The sequence below is a fragment of the Flavobacterium sp. B330r genome (assembly GCF_056824325.1).
In genome coordinates this window covers 5,168,023-5,188,027 of the sequence record NZ_CP124860.1, presented here as the reverse complement: position 1 = coordinate 5,188,027, position 20,005 = coordinate 5,168,023, and the positions used below count along the sequence as shown (strand labels likewise).

Below are 20,005 nucleotides of genomic sequence, written 5' to 3'. Positions count from 1 at the left end.
CATTTCGACGTAAGGAGAAATCTTCGCAAGAAACTCTACAATCAAAATCGACAATCTTTGTCGAGCTGCTAACGAAGATTTGCTTCGCCTGTTTACTATAGCTCGGGTCTCCTTAGGTCGAAATGACAAAAATGAGCATAATTTACTCCCGCAGATTTAGCAGATTTGGGAGATTTAAAAAATAGAGTAAAATAATCTGCAAAATCTGCGAGAAAAAAAAATAAAGCCAAAAGCTTAAAAATATTACCATGAAAAAGTTTTTTTTACATCTGACAATAATCATTTCACTTTTCACAATTTCGGCGAAAGCCCAAAACAAAATCATTGTGAGTGATTTAAAATGTGAAATGCTGACAAATCCAGAAGGCATTGACGTTTTACAGCCAAGATTGAGCTGGAAAATAAAAGCAGGGATAAATGATTTAAAACAAACGGCTTATCAAATCACAGCTTCTTCATCTTTAGATAAACTAAATGCAGGAAACGGAGATTTATGGGATAGCGGAAGAGTGCAAAGCGATGAATCTGTAAATGTAATTTATAATGGAAAAAAACTAAAAGACAGACAAGACGTTTACTGGAAAGTAGTCGTTTTTACTAATAAAGGCGAAGTTCAATCAAAAGAAGTAGCACATTTCAGTATCGGGATTTTAACGTATGCCGATTGGAAATCAACTCGCTGGATTGGCTATGAAAAAACTTCTCCGGGAGATAGTATCTCGCAATATTCTCGATTATCAGCGAGATATTTAAGAAAAGAAATTGACTTAAAAAAGAAGGTCAAAAATGCCAAAGTTTATATCATGGGAATGGGCTTGTATGAGTTGTACATTAATGGAAATAAAATTGGTGATCAAGTCTTAGCACCTGTTCCGACAGATTATACGAAGAATGTAAAATACAATGTTTTTGATGTGACTTCACAATTGAAGGAAGGCAAAAATGCATTGGGAACCATTTTAGGAAACGGACGTTTTTTTACGATGCGTCAGGATTATAAACCGTATAAAATCAAAACTTTTGGTTACCCTAAAATGGCTTTGCAATTGTTTGTAGAATATACAGACGGAAGCAAAGAGGTGATTAGAACCGATGATACTTGGAAAATCACAACTGACGGACCAATATTATCGAATAACGAATATGACGGTGAAGAATACGATGCACGTAAAGAAGTGAAAGGCTGGAATACCATTAATTTTAATGATAAAAAGTGGCTTTCAGCAGAATATGTTCAGGAACCGGGCGGATTCTACGAAGGGCAGATGTCGGCCAATATGAAGGTAAAACGCGAAGTAAAGCCAATTTCAATCAAACAAACACCAAAAGGAACTTATATCTTAGATATGGGGCAAAATATGGTGGGCTGGTTACAATTGAAAGTGAAAGGAAATGCTGGCGATAAAATCACCATGAAATTTGCAGAGTCTTTACAGCCTGATGGTTCATTGTATATTGCCAATCTTCGTGATGCCAAAACGACGGATATTTATACGTTAAAAGGCGAAGGCGAAGAAGTCTGGGAACCTCGTTTTATTTTTCATGGATTTCGATTTATTGAAATTTCGGGTTTCAAAACAAAACCGACTTTAGAAAACTTTGTTGGAAAAGTCGTTTATGATGACATTGCCACAACAGGAACTTTTGATTCTTCGAACCCAATTATGAATCAGATTTTTAAAAATGCGTGGTGGGGAATCAGCGGGAATTATAAAGGAATGCCAATTGATTGTCCGCAGAGGAATGAGCGTCAGCCTTGGTTGGGAGATAGAACAACAGGAGCTTACGGCGAAAGTTTCTTATTCGACAATCAGACATTGTATGCAAAATGGTTGGATGATATTAGAAACTCACAAACTATTGATGGCGGAATTCCGGATGTAGCGCCTGCTTTCTGGCGTTATTATGGCGATAACGTGACTTGGCCGGGAACGTATATTACAGTTGCGGATATGTTGTATCAACAATTTGGAGACAAAAAAGTAGTAGAAAAACAATATCCGTCGATGAAAAAATGGATGGATTATATGAAAGAAAACTATTTGGTTGATGATATCATGACCAAAGACAAATATGGCGATTGGTGCGTTCCGCCAGAATCGTTGGAATTAATCCGTTCGAAAGATCCTTCTCGTTTAACAGACGGCGAATTGATTTCGAGTGCGTTTTATTACCAGCTTTTAAATATCATGAAGAAATTTGCTGTAATCGCCAATGCGCAAAATGATATCAAATATTATGACGAATTAGCTTTGAGAATAAAAAAAGCATTTAACGCTAAATACTTTAATTCAGCCAAAAACAACTACGCTAATAATACCGTAACAGCCAATTTACTGCCTTTGACTTTTGGAATGGTTCCAGAAGAATTAGAGCAAAAAGTTTTCGAAAATTTAGTGCATGAAGTAGAAGTGACAAAAAACGGTCATGTAAGTACAGGCGTTATCGGAACACAGTTTTTAATGCGAACGCTGACTAATTTCGGTCGTGGCGATTTGGCTTTCAAACTTGCCTCAAACAAAACCTATCCAAGCTGGGGGTATATGGTAGAAAACGGAGCCACAACCATTTGGGAACTTTGGAATGGAAACACTGCAGATCCAGCAATGAATTCACAAAATCACGTTATGCTTTTAGGCGATTTACTGATTTGGTATTACGAAAATATGGCAGGAATCAAAAGCAATCCTGAAACCCCAGGCTTCAAAGAAATTATCATGAAACCAGATTTTAATGCTGGATTGACTTATGTAAATGCTTCGTATGAATCAATTTACGGATTGATAAAAAGCGATTGGAAAAAAGATAAAAAGGCTTTGGTTTGGAATATTACCGTTCCCGCAAATACATCTGCAGTTGTGTATCTTCCTGCAAGCGATATTGCAGCTGTTTCAATCAATAAACAGAAGCTGGATAAGACTTCTTACGCTTATTCTGTAGAAAAAAATCAAATAATTGTCACACTTTCGTCAGGAAATTTTGCGATAAGCGTTAAATAATCTGCATTTTTAATAATTCGGGACAGTACAGGATACATTGTTAATTTTTTGGTGTTATTTTTACACTTATTAAATATTTTTACCTAAAAAAATGTTGGGTATGTATTTATAGTCAGAAAAAATAATTCATAATTTAATTAAGAATGAAAATAACAAAATTAGCATTTGTCTTGTTTGGACTTTTCCTTTTAGGAAGTTGTAAATCGGCTTTAGAGAAAAAGACTTGGAAAGAAGGAATTTTAGTAGATCAATTTGTTTACGATAAAGCGCCTTATCCGTCTTGTCATGCCATTACAATCGTCGAAGCTACAAATGGTGATTTAGTTGCTTCATGGTTTGGTGGAACTCACGAAAGAAATCCTGATGTTTGCATTTATGTAGCCATCAAACCAAAAGGAAGCGATACTTGGAACGAAGGAGTAAAAGTGGCTGATGGTGTGATGAAAGAAGGGCCGAGATTACCAACTTGGAATCCTGTTTTATACCAAATTCCGGGTGGCGATTTAATGTTATTCTACAAAATCGGACCAAAACCATCTGAGTGGTGGGGCGTAATCAGAACTTCATCTGACGGCGGAAAAACTTGGTCTGAAGCACAAAAAATGCCAGACGGTTTCTTAGGGCCAATCAAAAACAAACCTGTTTTATTAAGCAACGGAACTTTATTATGTCCGTCAAGTATTGAAGGTGACGGTTGGAGACTTCGTATGGAATCTACTCCAGATTTCGGAAAAACTTGGGTAATGGGCGATACGCTTCCAAGAGGAAAACAAAAAATCAATGCGATTCAGCCAAGTATTTTATTTCATAAAGACGGAAGCATCCAAGCTATTGGAAGAACTAGAAATAGAGCTATTTTCAGCACATTCTCTAAAGATAACGGAAAAACGTGGTCGGATGTAGAGTTAATCGGACTTCCAAATAACAACTCAGGAACCGATGCTGTAACGTTAAAAGATGGTAGACATTTGTTAGTTTACAATCACGTTCTTCCTCCGGGAAAAGAAGCAAAAGGACCAAGAACGCCTTTAAACGTTTCGGTTTCTAAAGACGGAATTCACTGGAACGCGGCTTTGGTTTTAGAAGATTCAAAAATTAGTCAATATTCTTATCCATCGATGATTCAAGGTTCAGATGGAATGGTGCATATTGTGTATACTTGGAGAAGAGAAAAACTGAAATATGTAAAAGTAGATCCAAGTAAATTGGTTGCACTTCCAATTAAAAACGGAATCTGGCCAGGCGAAGAAGGAAAAGTGGTAACAGCAGTAAAAGCTGAAGAAGAGTAAAATAAAGTTCGCCACGAATTTCACTAATTTCCACAAATTTTTTAAAATACTAATTCGTGAAAATTCGTGGAATTCGTGGCAAAAAAATATAAAGCCACAGATTAAAATGATTAGAAAGATTTTTTTCTAATTAATCTCCAAAATCTGCTCAATCTGCGAGAGTTAAATTTTTCTAGCAGATTTAGCAGATCGAGCAGATTTTTTTTTAATCTATTTAATCTTTATAATCTGTGGCAAAAAAAATATAAGCATGAAATCTAAAAGAAATTTACTTATTGCAATGCTTGTTGTTATGTCGACAACATTTAATAGCTGTGCAACGGCTCAGTCTTCCAATAAAAAGCAAAAATATAAAGTGGGAGTTTGCGATTGGATGATTTTAAAAAGACAAAAATTAGGCGCTTTTGGTTTGGCTGCTGAAATAAAAGCTGACGGAATCGAACTGGATATGGGAGGTTTAGGAAATCGTCCCACTTTTGACAGCAAATTGGGTGATCCAGTTGAAAGACAAAAATTCTTAGATAAATCGAAAGAAACCGGAGTTGGAATCAGCTCGATTGCAATGTCTGGATTTTATGCACAGTCTTTTGCCACAAGAGAAATTACACCAATGATTGCGGATTGCATTCAAGCTATGAAAAACTTGAAAGTAAAAGTGGCTTATTTGCCGTTAGGAACTCAAACCGATTTGGTTAAGAATCCAGAACTACGCCCCGAAGTGATTAAAAGACTGCAATGGGCTGGAAAAGAAGTAGGCAAAATAGGCGGCGTTATCGCTATTGAAACTTCGTTAAGTGCCACAGAAGAGAAAAAACTTTTAGACGAAGTAGGTTCAAAATATATAAAAAGCTCTTTCAATTTTGCGAATGCTTTAGATAATAAAAGAGATATTTCATCAGAATTAAAAATCTTAGGTAAGAAATATTTAGCGCAGATTCACGCTTCCAACACCGATCAGTTTTGGTTAGAAAATGACAAGGCGATCGATATGCCAAAAATCAAACAAACTTTGGATGAAATGAAATGGAGCGGATGGCTAATTGTAGAGCGTTCTCGAGACGTGACACAAGTGCATAATGTAAAAGCCAATTACGGCGCAAACGTAGCTTATTTGAAGAAGATTTTCCAGAATTAAACAATAAACAGTGATCAATATGTAATCGTTAAACAACACAATTTTTCACTATAAATCTGCCGAGTCTGCTAAATCTGTGAGAGATATTTTTCTCGCAGATCGGGCAGATTTAGCAGATTATTTTTAGAATGAATACCCAAAAACAGCATACTATGAAATATTTACAATTACTTTTTTTATGTTTTTATGTCTCTTTCGCGACAGCGCAAAACATCACTGTTGTTAGTGATCCGAGTTCGCCAAGAGCAAAATTTGGAGCAGAGAAATTATCTGAAACACTTTCAGCAAAAGGATTCAGTGTAACTTCTTCTGATAAATTCAAAAAGTCAAAAGATAAAATAATTGTAATTGGAGAAAAAGGAACTGATTTCTGGAAGAAAAATGCTAAAAGCGCTAAAATCGATGACAGCAAATTAACCAAGAAAGAAGGTTTCCAGATTCGCACTCAAAATAATGTAATTTATGTTGAAGGAACAGATGCTTCTGGTACTTTATACGGAGCTTTGGAATTAACAGATATAATTAAAGCTTCAGGAAAACTTCCTTCAGAAATTAATATTGAAGACAGTCCGGAAATGGTTTTGCGTGGAGCCTGCATCGGAATGCAGAAACCGGTTTATCTTCCAGGACGCGATGTTTACGAGTATCCGTACACGCCAGAAACTTTTCCATGGTTTTACGATAAAGCTTTATGGGTAAAATATTTAGATATGCTGGTTGAAAACCGTATGAACTCGCTGTATTTATGGAACGGACACCCGTTTGCTTCTTTGGTAAAATTGAAAGAATATCCGTTTGCGGTTGAGGTAAGCGACGAAGATTTCAAAAAGAACGAAGAAATCTATAAATTCTTAACGGTCGAAGCGAACAAACGCGGAATCTGGGTAATTCAGATGTTTTATAATATTATTGTTTCTAAGCCTTTTGCAGAGCATTACAACATTAAAACGCAGGATCGTTCAAGACCAATTACGCCTTTATTGTCAGATTACACCAGAAAATCTATTGCTGCATTCATTGAAAAATATCCAAATGTTGGATTATTAGTTTGTTTAGGAGAAGCTATCAACACGATTGATGATGATGTAGAATGGTTTACCAAAACGATTATTCCAGGAGTTCAGGACGGATTAAAAGCATTGGGAAGAACAGACGAGCCGCCAATTATTCTTCGTTCTCATGATACAGATGGGCCTTTGGTAATGGAAAAGTCACTGCCATTATACAAAAACCTTTACACAGAAAGTAAATATACAGGAGAATCGTTAACGACTTATACGCCAGGCGGTCCTTGGGGAGAAACACATAAACAGTTGAGTTCCCTAAAATCAATTCATATTGAGAACGTTCATATTTTGGCCAATTTAGAACCTTTTAGATATGGTTCGCCAGATTTTATCCAAAAAACAGTAAAAGCGATGCACAGCGTTCACGGAGCAAATGCATTACACCTGTATCCGCAAGCTTCGTATTGGGATTGGCCGTATTCGGCAGATAAAACGAAATCAGGTGAGCGTTTATTAGAAATGGATCGCGATTGGATTTGGTATAAAGCTTGGGCAAGATATGCTTGGGACAGTAAAAGAGATCGTACTGAAGAAGTTAAATTTTGGGATAATGATTTAGCTGCGAAATTCGGAACGACTCAGGAAGCAGCAAATAATATTTTAAAAGCTTACGAAGAAACGGGAGAAATTGCGCCAAAAACCTTAAGACGTTTCGGAATCACAGAAGGAAACCGTCAAACCTTATTGCTAGGAATGTTCGAAAGCCAATTGGTGAATCCGTCAAAATGGAGAGTTTATCCAGGATTCCATGAATCTTGTGGACCAGCAGGAGAATTGCTTTTGGAATATGCTAAAAAAGAATGGAACAAAGAACCACATTCTGGCGAACTTCCAACTCAGATTATTGCCGAAATTACCGAACACGGAAGATTGGCTGTCGAAGCAATTGACAAAGCTGAAGCCAGCGTAACAAAGGATAAAGAAGAATTTGAACGCCTTAGAAATGATATTCATGCGTATAAAGCGTTTGCTGATTTCTTCTCAGAAAAAGTAAAAGCTGCTCTATTGGTTTTAAGATACAGTTATTCAAACGATATTGCCGATTTAGACAAAGCGATGCCTCATTTAGAAAAAAGTATTGAGTATTATGAATTATTGGTAAACTTGACAAAAGATACGTATTACTATGCTAACAGTATGCAGACGGCTCAACGTCGAATTCCGATTGGAGGAGACGACGGAAACAACAAAACTTGGGCTGAATTATTACCGCATTATGAGCGTGAATTGGCTAATTTTAAAAGAAATCTTGAGAAGCTAAAATCTTCAAAAGATGGTAAGATCGAAACCAAAGAAGGAAAACCTTGGAAAACAGCTGAAGTAACTTTCATCGACGAAAAACCGGGAACGTATTTAGTAAAACCGGGAACAAAAGTCTACGGAACAGATATTTCTGAGTTAACTAAAATTGCTCCTGAACTTCAAAACCTAAAAGGATTCTCGTTCGTAGAAAATGATCAAAACGAAAAAGGAACACATTTGAAGTTTAGAAATACAAAAGCGGTTAAATTAGTGGTTGGGTATTTCAATTCAGATCAGAAGAGATTTTTATTACCGCCAAGTTTAGAAACCGATGCTGCAGGAAATGCGCACGGTCAAGCCGAAGTGATTCTGGCAAGTGCAATGAATTTAAAAGATTTACCACGTGTAAACATTCATACTTATACTTTTCAGCCAGGAGAGAATAAATTAGATTTAGGAAAAGGAAAAGTATTGATTTTAGGTTTTATCGATGCAGATCAAACCATAACACCACGTGATGTTGGGTATATTGATGCAGGAGAAAAAGCAGCTATTGACTGGTTGTTTTATTAAGAATGATTTGGGCGTGTTCGCCTTGGCGAATCGGGCTTTCGGCTATATCTTTTATTCCGCTCCGCTTCATAAAAGGATACCGCCTCAATCCCTCACGCGAATAAACGTAAAGTTAAACCTGACGGGTTTTTAAAACCCGTCAGGTTTGCTCGAAGTAAACGTGATTAGACCTAACAGGTTTTTAAAACATGTTAGGTCTGTTATCAAGATAACTTAAACAGCCTTATAATCACTTATATGGTTTTAAAAATATGAATAGAATAGTTTTTTTTATTTTTTGTTTTTTTTCAAGCCTTTGCTTTGTTTGGAGTCAGAGCAAAGATTCGGGGAAGTTTCGTAAAGAAATTTCGCTGAATTCGTCTTGGGAAACCGTAATACTGGATAATCTTCCGCTGAAAGAAGAAGATTTTGTAGAAAATCCAAAAACTGATTCCAATTGGCAAAAGGTTAGTGTGCCTCACAATTGGGATCAGTATTATGGTTTCAGAAGAACAAAACATGGAAATTTACATGGTACTGCATGGTACAAAAAAACGCTAAAACTTGATAAAAAAGAGAGTTCAAAACAACATTTTCTCTATTTTGAAGGTGTAAGTTCGTATGCCACAGTTTGGGTAAACGGTAAAAAAGTGGGGGAACACAAAGGCGGAAGAACCACTTTCACCTTAGATATTACAAAATCGGTTTCTTTCGATAAAGAAAATATCATTTTAGTAAAAGCAGCGCATCCATCCTTTATTGCTGATTTACCTTGGGTTTGCGGTGGCTGTTCGGGAGAATGGGGATTTTCAGAAGGTTCTCAGCCAATGGGGATTTTCAGGCCAGTTTCTTTGGTAATTACAAACGATGTTAGAATTCAGCCGTTTGGTGTTCATATTTGGAATGATAAATCGGTTTCAAAACAAAAAGCAATTCTTCATACTACAACCGAAATCAAGAATTACAGTACTTTACGGCGAAATTTAACCATCGAAAATATTCTTTTGGATGCTTCAGGAAAGAAAGTTGTCATTACAAAAAGCGACAACAAAATCAATTCAGGAGAAACAAAAGAAATAGCTCAGACACTTCCTGAGATTCAGAATCCGAAATTATGGTCACCGTCCAATCCTTATTTGTATAAATTGATAACTTCTGTTTATGAAAACGGAAAAATAATCGATCAGTTAGCAACACCTTATGGAATTCGCTGGGTAAGCTGGCCGGTTAGTCGCGATGGAAAAGACAATCGTTTTTTTATAAATGACGAACCTGTTTTTATAAATGGCGTTTGCGAATACGAACACTTAATTGGAAAAAGCCATTCGTTTTCAGACGAAATGATTCATTCCAGAATCGAGCAAATCAAAGCAGGTGGATTTAATGCTTTTAGAGAAGCACATCAGCCTCATAATTTATTGTATCAAAAAGAATTAGACGAAAATGGAATCTTGTTTTGGAGTCAGTTTTCGGCACATATTTGGTACGATACGCCTGAGTTTAAAGAAAACTTTAAATCCTTATTAAAAGAATGGATTAAAGAACGCAGAAACAGCCCATCAGTTGTCATGTGGGGGTTGCAGAATGAAAGCACTATTCCGAAAGAATTTGCTGAAGAATGCACACAGATTATTCGCGAAATGGATCCGTTATCAGCTTCGCAAAGAATCGTAACAACTTGTAACGGTGGAGAAGGAACAGATTGGAATGTCGTTCAAAACTGGTCAGGAACGTATGGCGGAGATCCGTTAAAATACCATTTAGAAATGACGACTCAGTTATTAAACGGCGAATACGGCGCATGGCGTTCAGCCGATTTACATACAGAAGGCGAATTCGACCAAAAAGGAATTTTAAGCGAAAACCGTTTTTCTCAATTAATGGAAATTAAAGTTCGTGAAGCAGAATCGGTAAAAGATAAAATTGCAGGACAATTCAACTGGCTTTTTGCTTCGCACGAAAATCCGGGACGTGTACAAAACGGAGAAGGATTTAGAGATATTGACAAAGTTGGGCCAGTCAATTATAAAGGACTTTTTACGATTTGGGGCGAACCTCTGGATGCTTTTTATATGTACCGAGCCAATTATGTTTCGAACAAAACTAATCCGATGGTATATATCGTTTCGCATACCTGGCCAAGTCGTTGGGAAACAACTGGAATCAAAAACGGAATCGATATTTACTCAAATTGCGATGAAGTAGAATTGTTCAACGATGTAAATAAATCTTCTTTAGGAAAACTAAAAAATCCAGGAATCGGACAGCATTTTCAGTTTAATAATGTCGACATTAAATACAATGTTTTATATGCCGTTGGGTATGTAAACGGAAAAGCGGTTGCCAAAGATTATATCATTTTAAATAATCTGCCAAAAGCGCCAAATTTCGATGCTTTAACAACCAATAAAGCAGATATTACAAAAGCAAAAAGCGGTTATAATTACATTTATAGAGTTAATTGCGGAGGTTCTGAACTAATTGATTCTGCTGGAAATACGTGGTTTACGGATACGCACAAAAACGGACAAAATACTTGGGGTTCGCTATCATGGACCGATAATTTTGAAAAACTTCCAGACTTTTTTGCTAGTCAAAGAACGACTTTCGATCCGATAAACGGAACAAAAGATCCTGAATTATTTCAAAGTTTTAGATACGGAGTTGATAAACTACGTTATGAATTTCCTGTGCCAAACGGAGAATATTTGGTAGAATTGTATTTTACAGAACCTTGGTACGGAACAGGTGGTGGAATGGACTGCAAAGGCTGGCGTTTGTTTGATGTGGCCATCAACGATAATGTTGTTTTAAAAGATTTTGATATTTGGGCAGAAGCAGGACATGACAATGCATTGAAGAAAACATTCAAAGTAAAAAGCACAAACGGAAAAATTGTGATTTCGTTCCCGAATGTAAAAGCTTCGCAGGCGATTATCTCGGCAATTGCAATTGCGACAAAGGATATTCACGCAAGACCAGCATCAGAATCTCCAAAAAACATTCAAAATCTAGTTTTAGATTCTTATGAAAAAATCAACAGAATAGCTTCATGGCTGGATATTAATTCAAAACAATATTCAGATTCTGATGTTGTTTTTACCGAATTGCCTTCGGAAATTTTTGGAGCAGATTATTTACAGTTTTCATCTCATTCTAAAAATAAAGGATCGTTTACCGCTAAAGAAGAATCGACTATTTATTTTTTAGTTGAAGATAAAACAAAGACATTAAAAGAGCTTTCAGATTATAAAAAAATAGAAGAAAAAGCGAAGAACAGCAACGGAATTTCGTTTGATGTTTTCACTAAAAAAATAAAGAAAGGCGAGAAAATTCTTTTTCATAATGCTGAAACAATTTCTACAATTGTCGTTGTTCCAACTTATGATATGGGCGAAAAAGACGATTCAAGACCTGTCGTAATCATTGAAGCCGAAAAAGCAAAAACAACAGGAACCGGAATCGAAAAAGGAAATTTCAAAAAAGCCGATTATATTGAGTTCACAAAAAAGACAAACAATAGCATCGAGTTTGAAGTAAAACCTGGAGTTGCCGGAATTTATTTAATGCGTTTCCGTTTTATGAATAGAAATGAAATGCCGTTAAAAGTTAAATTCAAAATGGAAGATGCATACGGAATTTTAATGCGAAACGATACGATTGAGTTTGTTCCATCGCCAGAAAAATGGAAGATTTTAAACACAACGTCTGGAGGATATATTAATGCAGGAACGTATAAAATTACGTTGGAAGGTGATGATTTGAAGGGATTAATGTTGGATAATTTTGAATTTCAATAGGTTTTTTGAAGTTCAAAGAGGTAAAGTGACAAAGTAACAAAGTGACAAAGGTTTAGTAGGTTTGTCAGGCTGAGCGAAGTCGAAGCCTACGCAAAGTATTTACCCAACGCTTATCACATTCAGTTTGTCATCCCGAGGAACGAAGGATCTCACTAGCTGCTCGACAAAGATTGGCGATTCACGTTGAGGAGTTACTCGCGAAGATTTCTCCTTCGTCGAAATGACAAGATTGGAGAAATTTGGAATAAAAAAAAATGATTATTTATATATTATGATTTTAAAAAAGATAATAGTTGCAGTAATAGTATTGTTTTCGGTATCAGTTTTTGCGCAAAAACAAGCCAGAATTGTCGAAGATTTCAACAAAAACTGGAACTTCAAATTAGGAGATTATCCTGAAGCAATAAATGCCAATTTCAATGCTTCTGACTGGAGAACACTTCAATTGCCGCACGACTGGAGCATTGAAGGAACTTTTGATAAAGACAGTAAAACCAAACAAGCACAGGGATTTTTACCTGCAGGAAAAGGCTGGTATCGTAAAGTTTTTACAATTCCTGCGAATTGGAAAAACAAAACAGTTTCGATTGAATTTGACGGTGTTTTTAAAAACAGTGAAGTTTTCATAAATGGAAAATCTTTAGGAATTCGTCCAAATGGTTATATTTCTTTTGGTTATGATTTAACGCAGTATTTAAACTTTGGAAAAGAGAATTTGATTGCAGTAAAAGTTGATAATGATGCTCAACCCAATTCCAGATGGTACACGGGTTCTGGAATTTACCGAAATGTACGTTTGGTTGCAAGCGAAAAACTGCATGTAGGAAAGTGGGGAACTTATGTTACTACGCCTGAAGTTTCGACAGCCAAATCAAAAATACATTTAGAAGTTACCATTAATAATGATAATGCTTCGGCAAAAGAATTTAAACTCGTTACTTCGATTGTAAATGCAGAAAATAAAGAAGTTGCCAATTATACTTCAACAGAAAAAATCGGTGCTAAAACATCAGAAAAAAAGTTTCATGATTTAGAAGTAGAACAGCCGAAATTGTGGAGTACAGAGAATCCGTATTTGTATAAAGTGATTACAAAAGTGTATGAGAAATCGAAATTGGTTGACAATTATGAAACACCGCTTGGATTTAGATATTTCAATTTTGATTCGGAGAAAGGTTTTTCATTAAATGGCGTTCCAACGAAAATCTACGGCGTTTGTCTGCATCACGATAACGGTGCTTTGGGCGCTGTAGAAAATATTCATGCGGTTAGAAGAAAGCTGGCTTTAATGAAAGAAATGGGAGCAAACGCTATCAGAATGTCTCATAATCCGCATTCTTTGGAAATGATGCAATTGTGCGACGAAATGGGGTTCATCGTTCAGGACGAAGCTTTTGACGTTTGGAAAAAGAAAAAAGTAACCAACGATTACCACAAAGATTGGGATGCTTGGCACAAACAGGATTTAGAAGATTTTATCAAAAGAGACCGTAATAATCCGTCGGTTATGATGTGGAGTATTGGAAACGAAATCAGAGAACAATTTGATTCGACTGGAATTGCAATTACCAGAGAATTGGCTAAAATAGTAAAATCATTAGACGCAACTCGTCCCGTAACTTCGGCTTTGACGGAAAATGTAATTGAGAAAAACTTCATTTACCAATCGGGAGCTTTGGATCTTTTGGGATTCAATTACAAACATGAAGATTATAAAGATTTTCCAACGAAATTTAAAGGACAAAAGATATTAGCATCCGAAAGTGTTTCGGCTTTAGAAACGCGTGGACATTATGATTTTCCTGACGGAATTAAAGCTTGGCCAACAAAACATGGTGCTCCGTTTGACGGAAATGCAGATTGGACCGTTTCGGCTTACGATCAGGTAAAATCGTATTGGGGAGCAACCCACGAAGAGAACTGGAAAACAATCAAAAAACAGGATTTCATGGCAGGGACTTTTATCTGGACGGGTTTTGATTATATCGGAGAACCAGATCCGTATCCTTTTCCTGCAAGAAGTTCTTATTTCGGAATCGTCGATTTAGCCGGACTTCCAAAAGATGTTTATTATATGTATCAAAGCGAGTGGTCGAATAAAACAGTTCTGCATATTTTACCGCATTGGAACTGGAAAAAAGATCAAGAAGTAGAAGTTTGGGCCTATTACAATAATGCTGATGAAGTAGAATTATTCTTAAACGGAAAATCTTTAGGAAAAAAAACCAAACAAAATGATGATTTGCATATTTTTTGGCGTGTAAAATTTGAACCAGGAACATTAAAAGCTGTTTCAAGAAAGAACGGAAAAGTAGTTTTAGAGAAAGAAATCCGAACTGCAGGAGAAGCTTCTAAATTAGATTTGCAAGCTGATAAAACTGCAATCAAAAATGATACTTACGATTTGGTTTACGTAACCGTTTCTATGACTGATAAAGACGGAAATTTAGTTCCAAATGCCATGGATTTAATCAATTTTGAAGTTTCTGGCGGAGGAAAATTAGTTGGTGTTGATAATGGTTATCAAGCCAATTTGGATTCGTTTAAAGCTAATTTTTGTAAATTGTTTAATGGGAAATGTATTGCGATTATCCAGTCTAATGGGAAGAAAGAGAATGTTAAGTTGAAAGCGACAGCAGGGAATGGAATTTCGGTTTCAACGATTCAGATAAATGTTAATTAATTTTATATGTCGCTCCGCTGGAGCTTTTATTCTGTAATGAGGTGGATTTCTATAAATATTAAGCTTCTCCGAAGCTTTGTTTTAATAATTATTCGATTTCAATTTTAGCTCTGGGAGAGCGAAATATTTATAGAAAAATGAGTCTCACATAAGAATAAAGCTCCAGAGGAGCGAAATAATACAAACAATCAAAATCCGTTTCAAAATAGATGCGGATTTTTTGTTTTTTGCTCATTTAGAATATTTATTATTCTTGTAGAATTAAACTTATATTTGCCCTAATAACATAAAAGCCGAAAAATGATTTGTACAATTTATTCGCATCATTTAGGACTGGAAAAAATCAAACAAATATTTCTTTCTCATGTACCTAAAGGTGTTTTTTCTACTAATGGTGAAAACCTTGAATTTGAAGTGAAAGGTGGAATTTTAAGTCCATCAAAAAAAGTAACTATTTTTTACAGAGAAAGAGCTATTCCTTCTTATCAAATTCCACAAATAGACGATTCTGAATTAACTGCAAATTTGAAAGGTTTGTATGGTTTTGTAGATTCGTTACCTACTGAAAATGAAAAGGTAAAAGAATTATTTCTTCATAAAATACAAACACTAAATTCTGAATTTTCGATTCGTGAAGACAAGGGAGAATTGAAAGAATTAGACATTATTATAGCCGATCTTGCAAAGGAATTTGATGCAGTTTTATTTGTTCAGCCAAAAACTATAATAAGTAAATCTGAAACGCAACATTTTTTAGATAAAGATTTAAATCTAATTATTGATACAGAAGGAAGATGTGAAATTGAAGAATTAAAGGTTAATATAAATTCGGAATATTTTGACAATGATCAGACAGAATTAGACGAAGATCAAATAGAAAGAAAAGCTCAAAACGAAGAAATTCTTGAAAAAGAAAATGTAAAAATCAATAAGCATTTGCCTTGTGTTGAATCGGAAAGAGAAACTACAATTCGATCAGCAAAAGAAATAGCCGAAAGAGCGAGTGTTTTGGCTGTGACGAATTTAGTTGCCTTTAACACCATTTCGTCTGAAGAAGCTGTTGATTATTTACAGAATTATAAACTTTGGGAATTTGTAACAGAAGGCGAAAAAGAGTTTCTGGCGAATCCAACGGATGACAAAAAAAGCTATGAAACTTGGAAATGCGAGGGTATTTGGACTTTAATGTGGGCTTTGAAAAAATTCGATACACTTGATTTTCCAAATGAATTTTGCGATCTCGGAAATATTAGTGAAGAAAATTATCCTGTTGCAAAAGACAAAGATCCTTTTGAATTTATTAATACAGTTCATGAAGTTCGTTCTAAAAAAGAAATTTTAGATGCTGCAGATTTGTATTACAGATACAATTGGGCCTGTGTAGACGAAAGGATTAATGGAAGACAAATAGAAAACATTAATCCAGGAATTGTTTACGAAAGACAATATGCGCTCAATTGGCTGATTCATTATATGGATCAAGATTGGGATAATGTGACTTGTGATACTTAATATAAATGCAAGACTTGTTGCTCGCAAAGTCGCGAAGCTGCAAAAAATTTAAACCATATAAGTTATGTAAGTAATTTAAGTAATTTAAGTTTTGACTTAATTGAACTTAAATTACTTATATGGTTTATTTTTTTTTAATAAACTTTGCGTCTTAGCGTCTTTGCGAGATTCTTTATACATTTATAAAAAAACAAATGACTCCAACATTCTTTGCAGATCAGAAAGACTTTAGAAAATGGCTCGAGAAAAATCATCAGAAAGAAAAAGAACTTCTAGTTGGTTTTTATAAAGTTACAAGCAAAAAGCCTTCTATGAGTTGGCCAGAATCGGTTGATCAGGCGCTTTGTTTTGGATGGATTGACGGCGTTCGAAAATCTATTGATGCCGAAAGTTATACGATACGCTTTACTCCAAGAAAACCTTCCAGCATTTGGAGTGCTATTAATATTCAGAAGATGGAAGATTTGACTAATGCTGGACTTATGACAGATGCTGGTTTGAAAGCATTTAGTTTTAGAACTGAAAATAAGTCTAAAATTTATTCGCACGAAAAAGAACCAGTTCCGCTGTTAGAAGTTTACGAAAAACAGTTTCAAAACAATAAAATCGCTTGGGAATATTTTGAGAAGCAAGCGCCTTCTTATAAAAAAGTAATGATTCATTGGATTATGAGTGCCAAACAGGAAAAAACACAACTGTCAAGGCTTGAAAAAACTATTGCTGAGAGTGAGAAACAGAAAAGAGTGCTGTGAATATTTCGAATAAAATCCTTATTTTAGTAATCTGACTTTTAGTAAAATATGGAAAGAGAAAATACCACAAAAATAAAAGGGGAGATTTTGCTGGGTATTATTTTTGCCTTAGAATTATACGCCTTGCCTGTACAGTTTTATTTGCTGTTAAAAAATCCTGAATTTAATTTTTTCAGTGCAACAGTCCGCTTTTTTAGTTTCTTTACCATTACAACAAATACTATCGTTATTATTTGTAGTGCTTTGTTATTATTTGGAGGAAGAAGTTCGGCAAATGCTTTCTTTAGAAAATGTACTACTATTACGGCAATTACAGTTTATATATTGATTGTCGGAATTGTTTTTAATTTGCTTCTTCGTGCAACTCTCCATTTAGAAGGACATCATCTTATTGTAAGCGAAATTTTTCATACAGTCGTTCCTATTTTATTTTTCGTTTTTTGGCTGTTTTTTGTAAGTCCAGAAAAGATCTCTTTTAAAGTTATTTCGTCTTGGCTGATTTATCCTGTCATTTATATCATTTACACTTTGTTTCACGGACTTGCAACCCAATTTTATCCGTACCCTTTTATAGATGCAACCCAATTAGGTTTTCAAACGGCAATTATAAACGGATTTTTTGTTTTACTGTCCTTTGTGATTTTATCTATTATTCTGATTTCTATTTTTAGAATAAAGACAAAAAGTTTGACCTAATTCTCGATAAGATATATATACTAAAAATCCACTTTTGACCAAAACGCTTTAAAAAATGTTGTTGGTCGAAATTCTATTCGAAAGATTTCAATTTATACTACATTTATGCTTTATAGACCATTTTAAAGCAGATCAGCAATGAAAAAAATATTCCTTTCCTTATGTCTTTTGGGTGTGATTTCTAATGCTTCAAGTCAGGAATTCGCTAATGCACCAAAGCCTTTTGGACCGCTTCCCACACAGAAACAAATCGATTGGCAGGAGATGGAATTTTATGCTTTTGTGCACTTTTCATTAAATACATTTACCAATAAAGAATGGGGTTACGGAGACGAGTCGCCAGAACTTTTTAATCCATCACAATTAGATGTTCGTCAATGGGCGCGCGTGGTAAAAGAAGCCGGAATGAAAGGCATTATTCTGGTCGCTAAACACCATGACGGATTCTGTTTATGGCCTTCAGCTTACACAGAACGTTCAGTTAAGAATTCACCTTGGGAAAATGGAAAAGGGGATTTGGTTAAAGAATTGGCCGAAGCTTGTAAAGAATACGATTTAAAACTCGGATTATATCTTTCGCCTTGGGATAGAAATCATCCGCAATACGGCAAACCTGAATATATAACGTATTTCAGAAATCAGTTAAAGGAATTATTGACGAATTATGGAGATGTTTTCGAAATGTGGTTTGACGGTGCAAATGGCGGAGATGGTTATTATGGCGGTGCAAACGAAACCAGAAAAATCAATTCGTTGACTTATTACAATTGGGATGAAACGTATAAATTGATTTACGATATCGCACCAAAAACGCTAGTTTGGGGTGTTGGCCCATCAGAAGCGCGATGGATTGGAAACGAAGAAGGGCGTGCAGGAAAAACCAATTGGTCGTTATTACGCCAAAAAGATGAGTTGGCTGGAAAAGTGCATTACAGCGAATTCATGTCTGGACATGAAGACGGGGAAAAATGGGTTCCTGGCGAAGCCGATGTTTCGATCAGACCGGGATGGTTTTATCATTCGGTTGAAGACGATAAGGTTCGTTCGCTTGACGAAATGGTCGATATTTATTATGAATCGATTGGACGTAATGCCACTTTATTATTAAATCTTCCTGTTGATACTCGCGGTTTGGTTCATGAAAATGACGAAGCGAGATTGAAAGAATTGGTTGCTACAATTAAAGCAGATTTTAAAACAGAATTATTGGCTGGAGCAAAAGTTCAAGCTTCAAACACAAGAGCAGTCGATTCTAATTTCGGACCTGAAAATGTAATTGATGGAAATAAAAATACGTATTGGGCAACAGACGATAAAGTAAAACAAGCTACAATTGAATTTACATTTAAAAAGCCAACTGCAATTAATAGAATTTTGCTTCAAGAATATATCAAGCTTGGGCAACGTGTAAAAGAATTTTCTGTTGAAGCAAAAGTGGACGGACAATGGAAAACGATTGCCAACGAAACTACAATTGGTTACAAAAGAATTCTTCGTTTAGATCGTGTCACAGCTTCTGCAATTAGAGTTAATATTTTAGATGCTAAAGCAGGATTTGTAATCAGTACAATTGAAGCGTATAATGCTCCGACTTTTGTAAAAGAGCCGCAAATTCTTCGTGATAAAAATGGTTTGGTTACGATTAAATCGGAAAGCGGCAATGCAGTTTATTATTCGCTTGACGGAAAAAATCCTTCAGAAAAAAGTACTTTATACAAAGCGCCATTCCTATATAATAAAGCAGTAGAAATTAAGGCCATTTCGAGAAATACAAAAGAAAAAATTAATAGTGCAGTTAGAACAGCCAAATATGGTGTTTCTAAAGAAAAATGGAGCGTAATTTCTATTTCAAGCGGAGATGATAAATCGGTTGAAAGAATTATTGACGGAGATGCCAATACCGATTGGGGATTTGGAAATGATCAAAACAAACTGCCTCAAGCAATCATTATCGATATGGGCGAAGCAAGAGAAATAAAAGGCTTTACATACACGCCACAGCAAGTTGGAAATAATTTGAATTTGATTTCGAATTATGAATTCTATACTAGCGAAGATAATATTACTTGGACAAAGCAATCAGAAGGAGAATTCTCTAACATCAAACACAATCCAATTGAGCAGCTTAAGAGTTTTACTGCAGTAAAAGCAAGATTTTTACGATTTGTTGCTACAGCTGCTGTAGGAAAAGGGCAGACAGTTTCAATTGCTGAAATTGGGGTAATTGAATAAATGCTTCTTTGCGAAGTATTAAAATAACTTAGCACATCTTATTTTG

Annotated in this window: 10 protein-coding genes; all 10 read left to right on the top strand. The window is 35.4% G+C overall.

Features of this window, described 5'->3' with window-relative positions; all coding sequences use genetic code 11:
* The first annotated feature begins 248 nt into the window (after nucleotides 1-248).
* The 10 genes from QLQ95_RS22905 to QLQ95_RS22860 all read left to right on the top strand — a co-directional run bounded on the left by QLQ95_RS22905 (nucleotide 249) and on the right by QLQ95_RS22860 (nucleotide 19,959).
* Nucleotides 249-2,999 (top strand): glycoside hydrolase family 78 protein, encoded by a 2,751-nt coding sequence (locus tag QLQ95_RS22905; protein ID WP_482501864.1) that lies wholly within the window; start codon nucleotides 249-251, stop codon nucleotides 2,997-2,999.
* Nucleotides 3,000-3,142: 143 nt separating this feature from the next.
* Nucleotides 3,143-4,288 (top strand): sialidase family protein, encoded by a 1,146-nt coding sequence (locus tag QLQ95_RS22900; protein WP_320493827.1) that lies wholly within the window; start codon nucleotides 3,143-3,145, stop codon nucleotides 4,286-4,288.
* Nucleotides 4,289-4,538: 250 nt separating this feature from the next.
* Nucleotides 4,539-5,423 (top strand): sugar phosphate isomerase/epimerase family protein, encoded by an 885-nt coding sequence (locus QLQ95_RS22895; protein WP_482501862.1) that lies wholly within the window; start codon nucleotides 4,539-4,541, stop codon nucleotides 5,421-5,423.
* Between the two features lie 152 nt (nucleotides 5,424-5,575).
* Nucleotides 5,576-8,305 (top strand): alpha-d-galacturonidase, encoded by a 2,730-nt coding sequence (locus QLQ95_RS22890; RefSeq protein WP_482501860.1) that lies wholly within the window; start codon nucleotides 5,576-5,578, stop codon nucleotides 8,303-8,305.
* A gap of 251 nt (nucleotides 8,306-8,556) precedes the next feature.
* Nucleotides 8,557-12,084 (top strand): malectin domain-containing carbohydrate-binding protein, encoded by a 3,528-nt coding sequence (locus tag QLQ95_RS22885; RefSeq protein ID WP_482501858.1) that lies wholly within the window; start codon nucleotides 8,557-8,559, stop codon nucleotides 12,082-12,084.
* Between the two features lie 271 nt (nucleotides 12,085-12,355).
* Nucleotides 12,356-14,767: a glycoside hydrolase family 2 TIM barrel-domain containing protein gene (locus QLQ95_RS22880; RefSeq protein ID WP_482501856.1), complete on the top strand. Its 2,412-nt coding sequence runs from the start codon at nucleotides 12,356-12,358 to the stop codon at nucleotides 14,765-14,767.
* Nucleotides 14,768-15,067: 300 nt separating this feature from the next.
* Nucleotides 15,068-16,279: a DUF4272 domain-containing protein gene (locus QLQ95_RS22875; protein WP_428238342.1), complete on the top strand. Its 1,212-nt coding sequence runs from the start codon at nucleotides 15,068-15,070 to the stop codon at nucleotides 16,277-16,279.
* Between the two features lie 194 nt (nucleotides 16,280-16,473).
* The gene (locus tag QLQ95_RS22870; RefSeq protein ID WP_482501854.1) at nucleotides 16,474-17,031 is read left to right on the top strand and encodes a YdeI/OmpD-associated family protein; all 558 of its coding nucleotides are present in this window, start codon (nucleotides 16,474-16,476) and stop codon (nucleotides 17,029-17,031) included.
* 48 nt (nucleotides 17,032-17,079) lie between these two features.
* Nucleotides 17,080-17,727: a Pr6Pr family membrane protein gene (locus QLQ95_RS22865; RefSeq protein ID WP_482501852.1), complete on the top strand. Its 648-nt coding sequence runs from the start codon at nucleotides 17,080-17,082 to the stop codon at nucleotides 17,725-17,727.
* 138 nt (nucleotides 17,728-17,865) lie between these two features.
* Entirely contained in the window at nucleotides 17,866-19,959 is a 2,094-nt protein-coding gene (locus QLQ95_RS22860; protein WP_482501850.1) for an alpha-L-fucosidase, read from the top strand.
* Nucleotides 19,960-20,005: the final 46 nt, after the last annotated feature.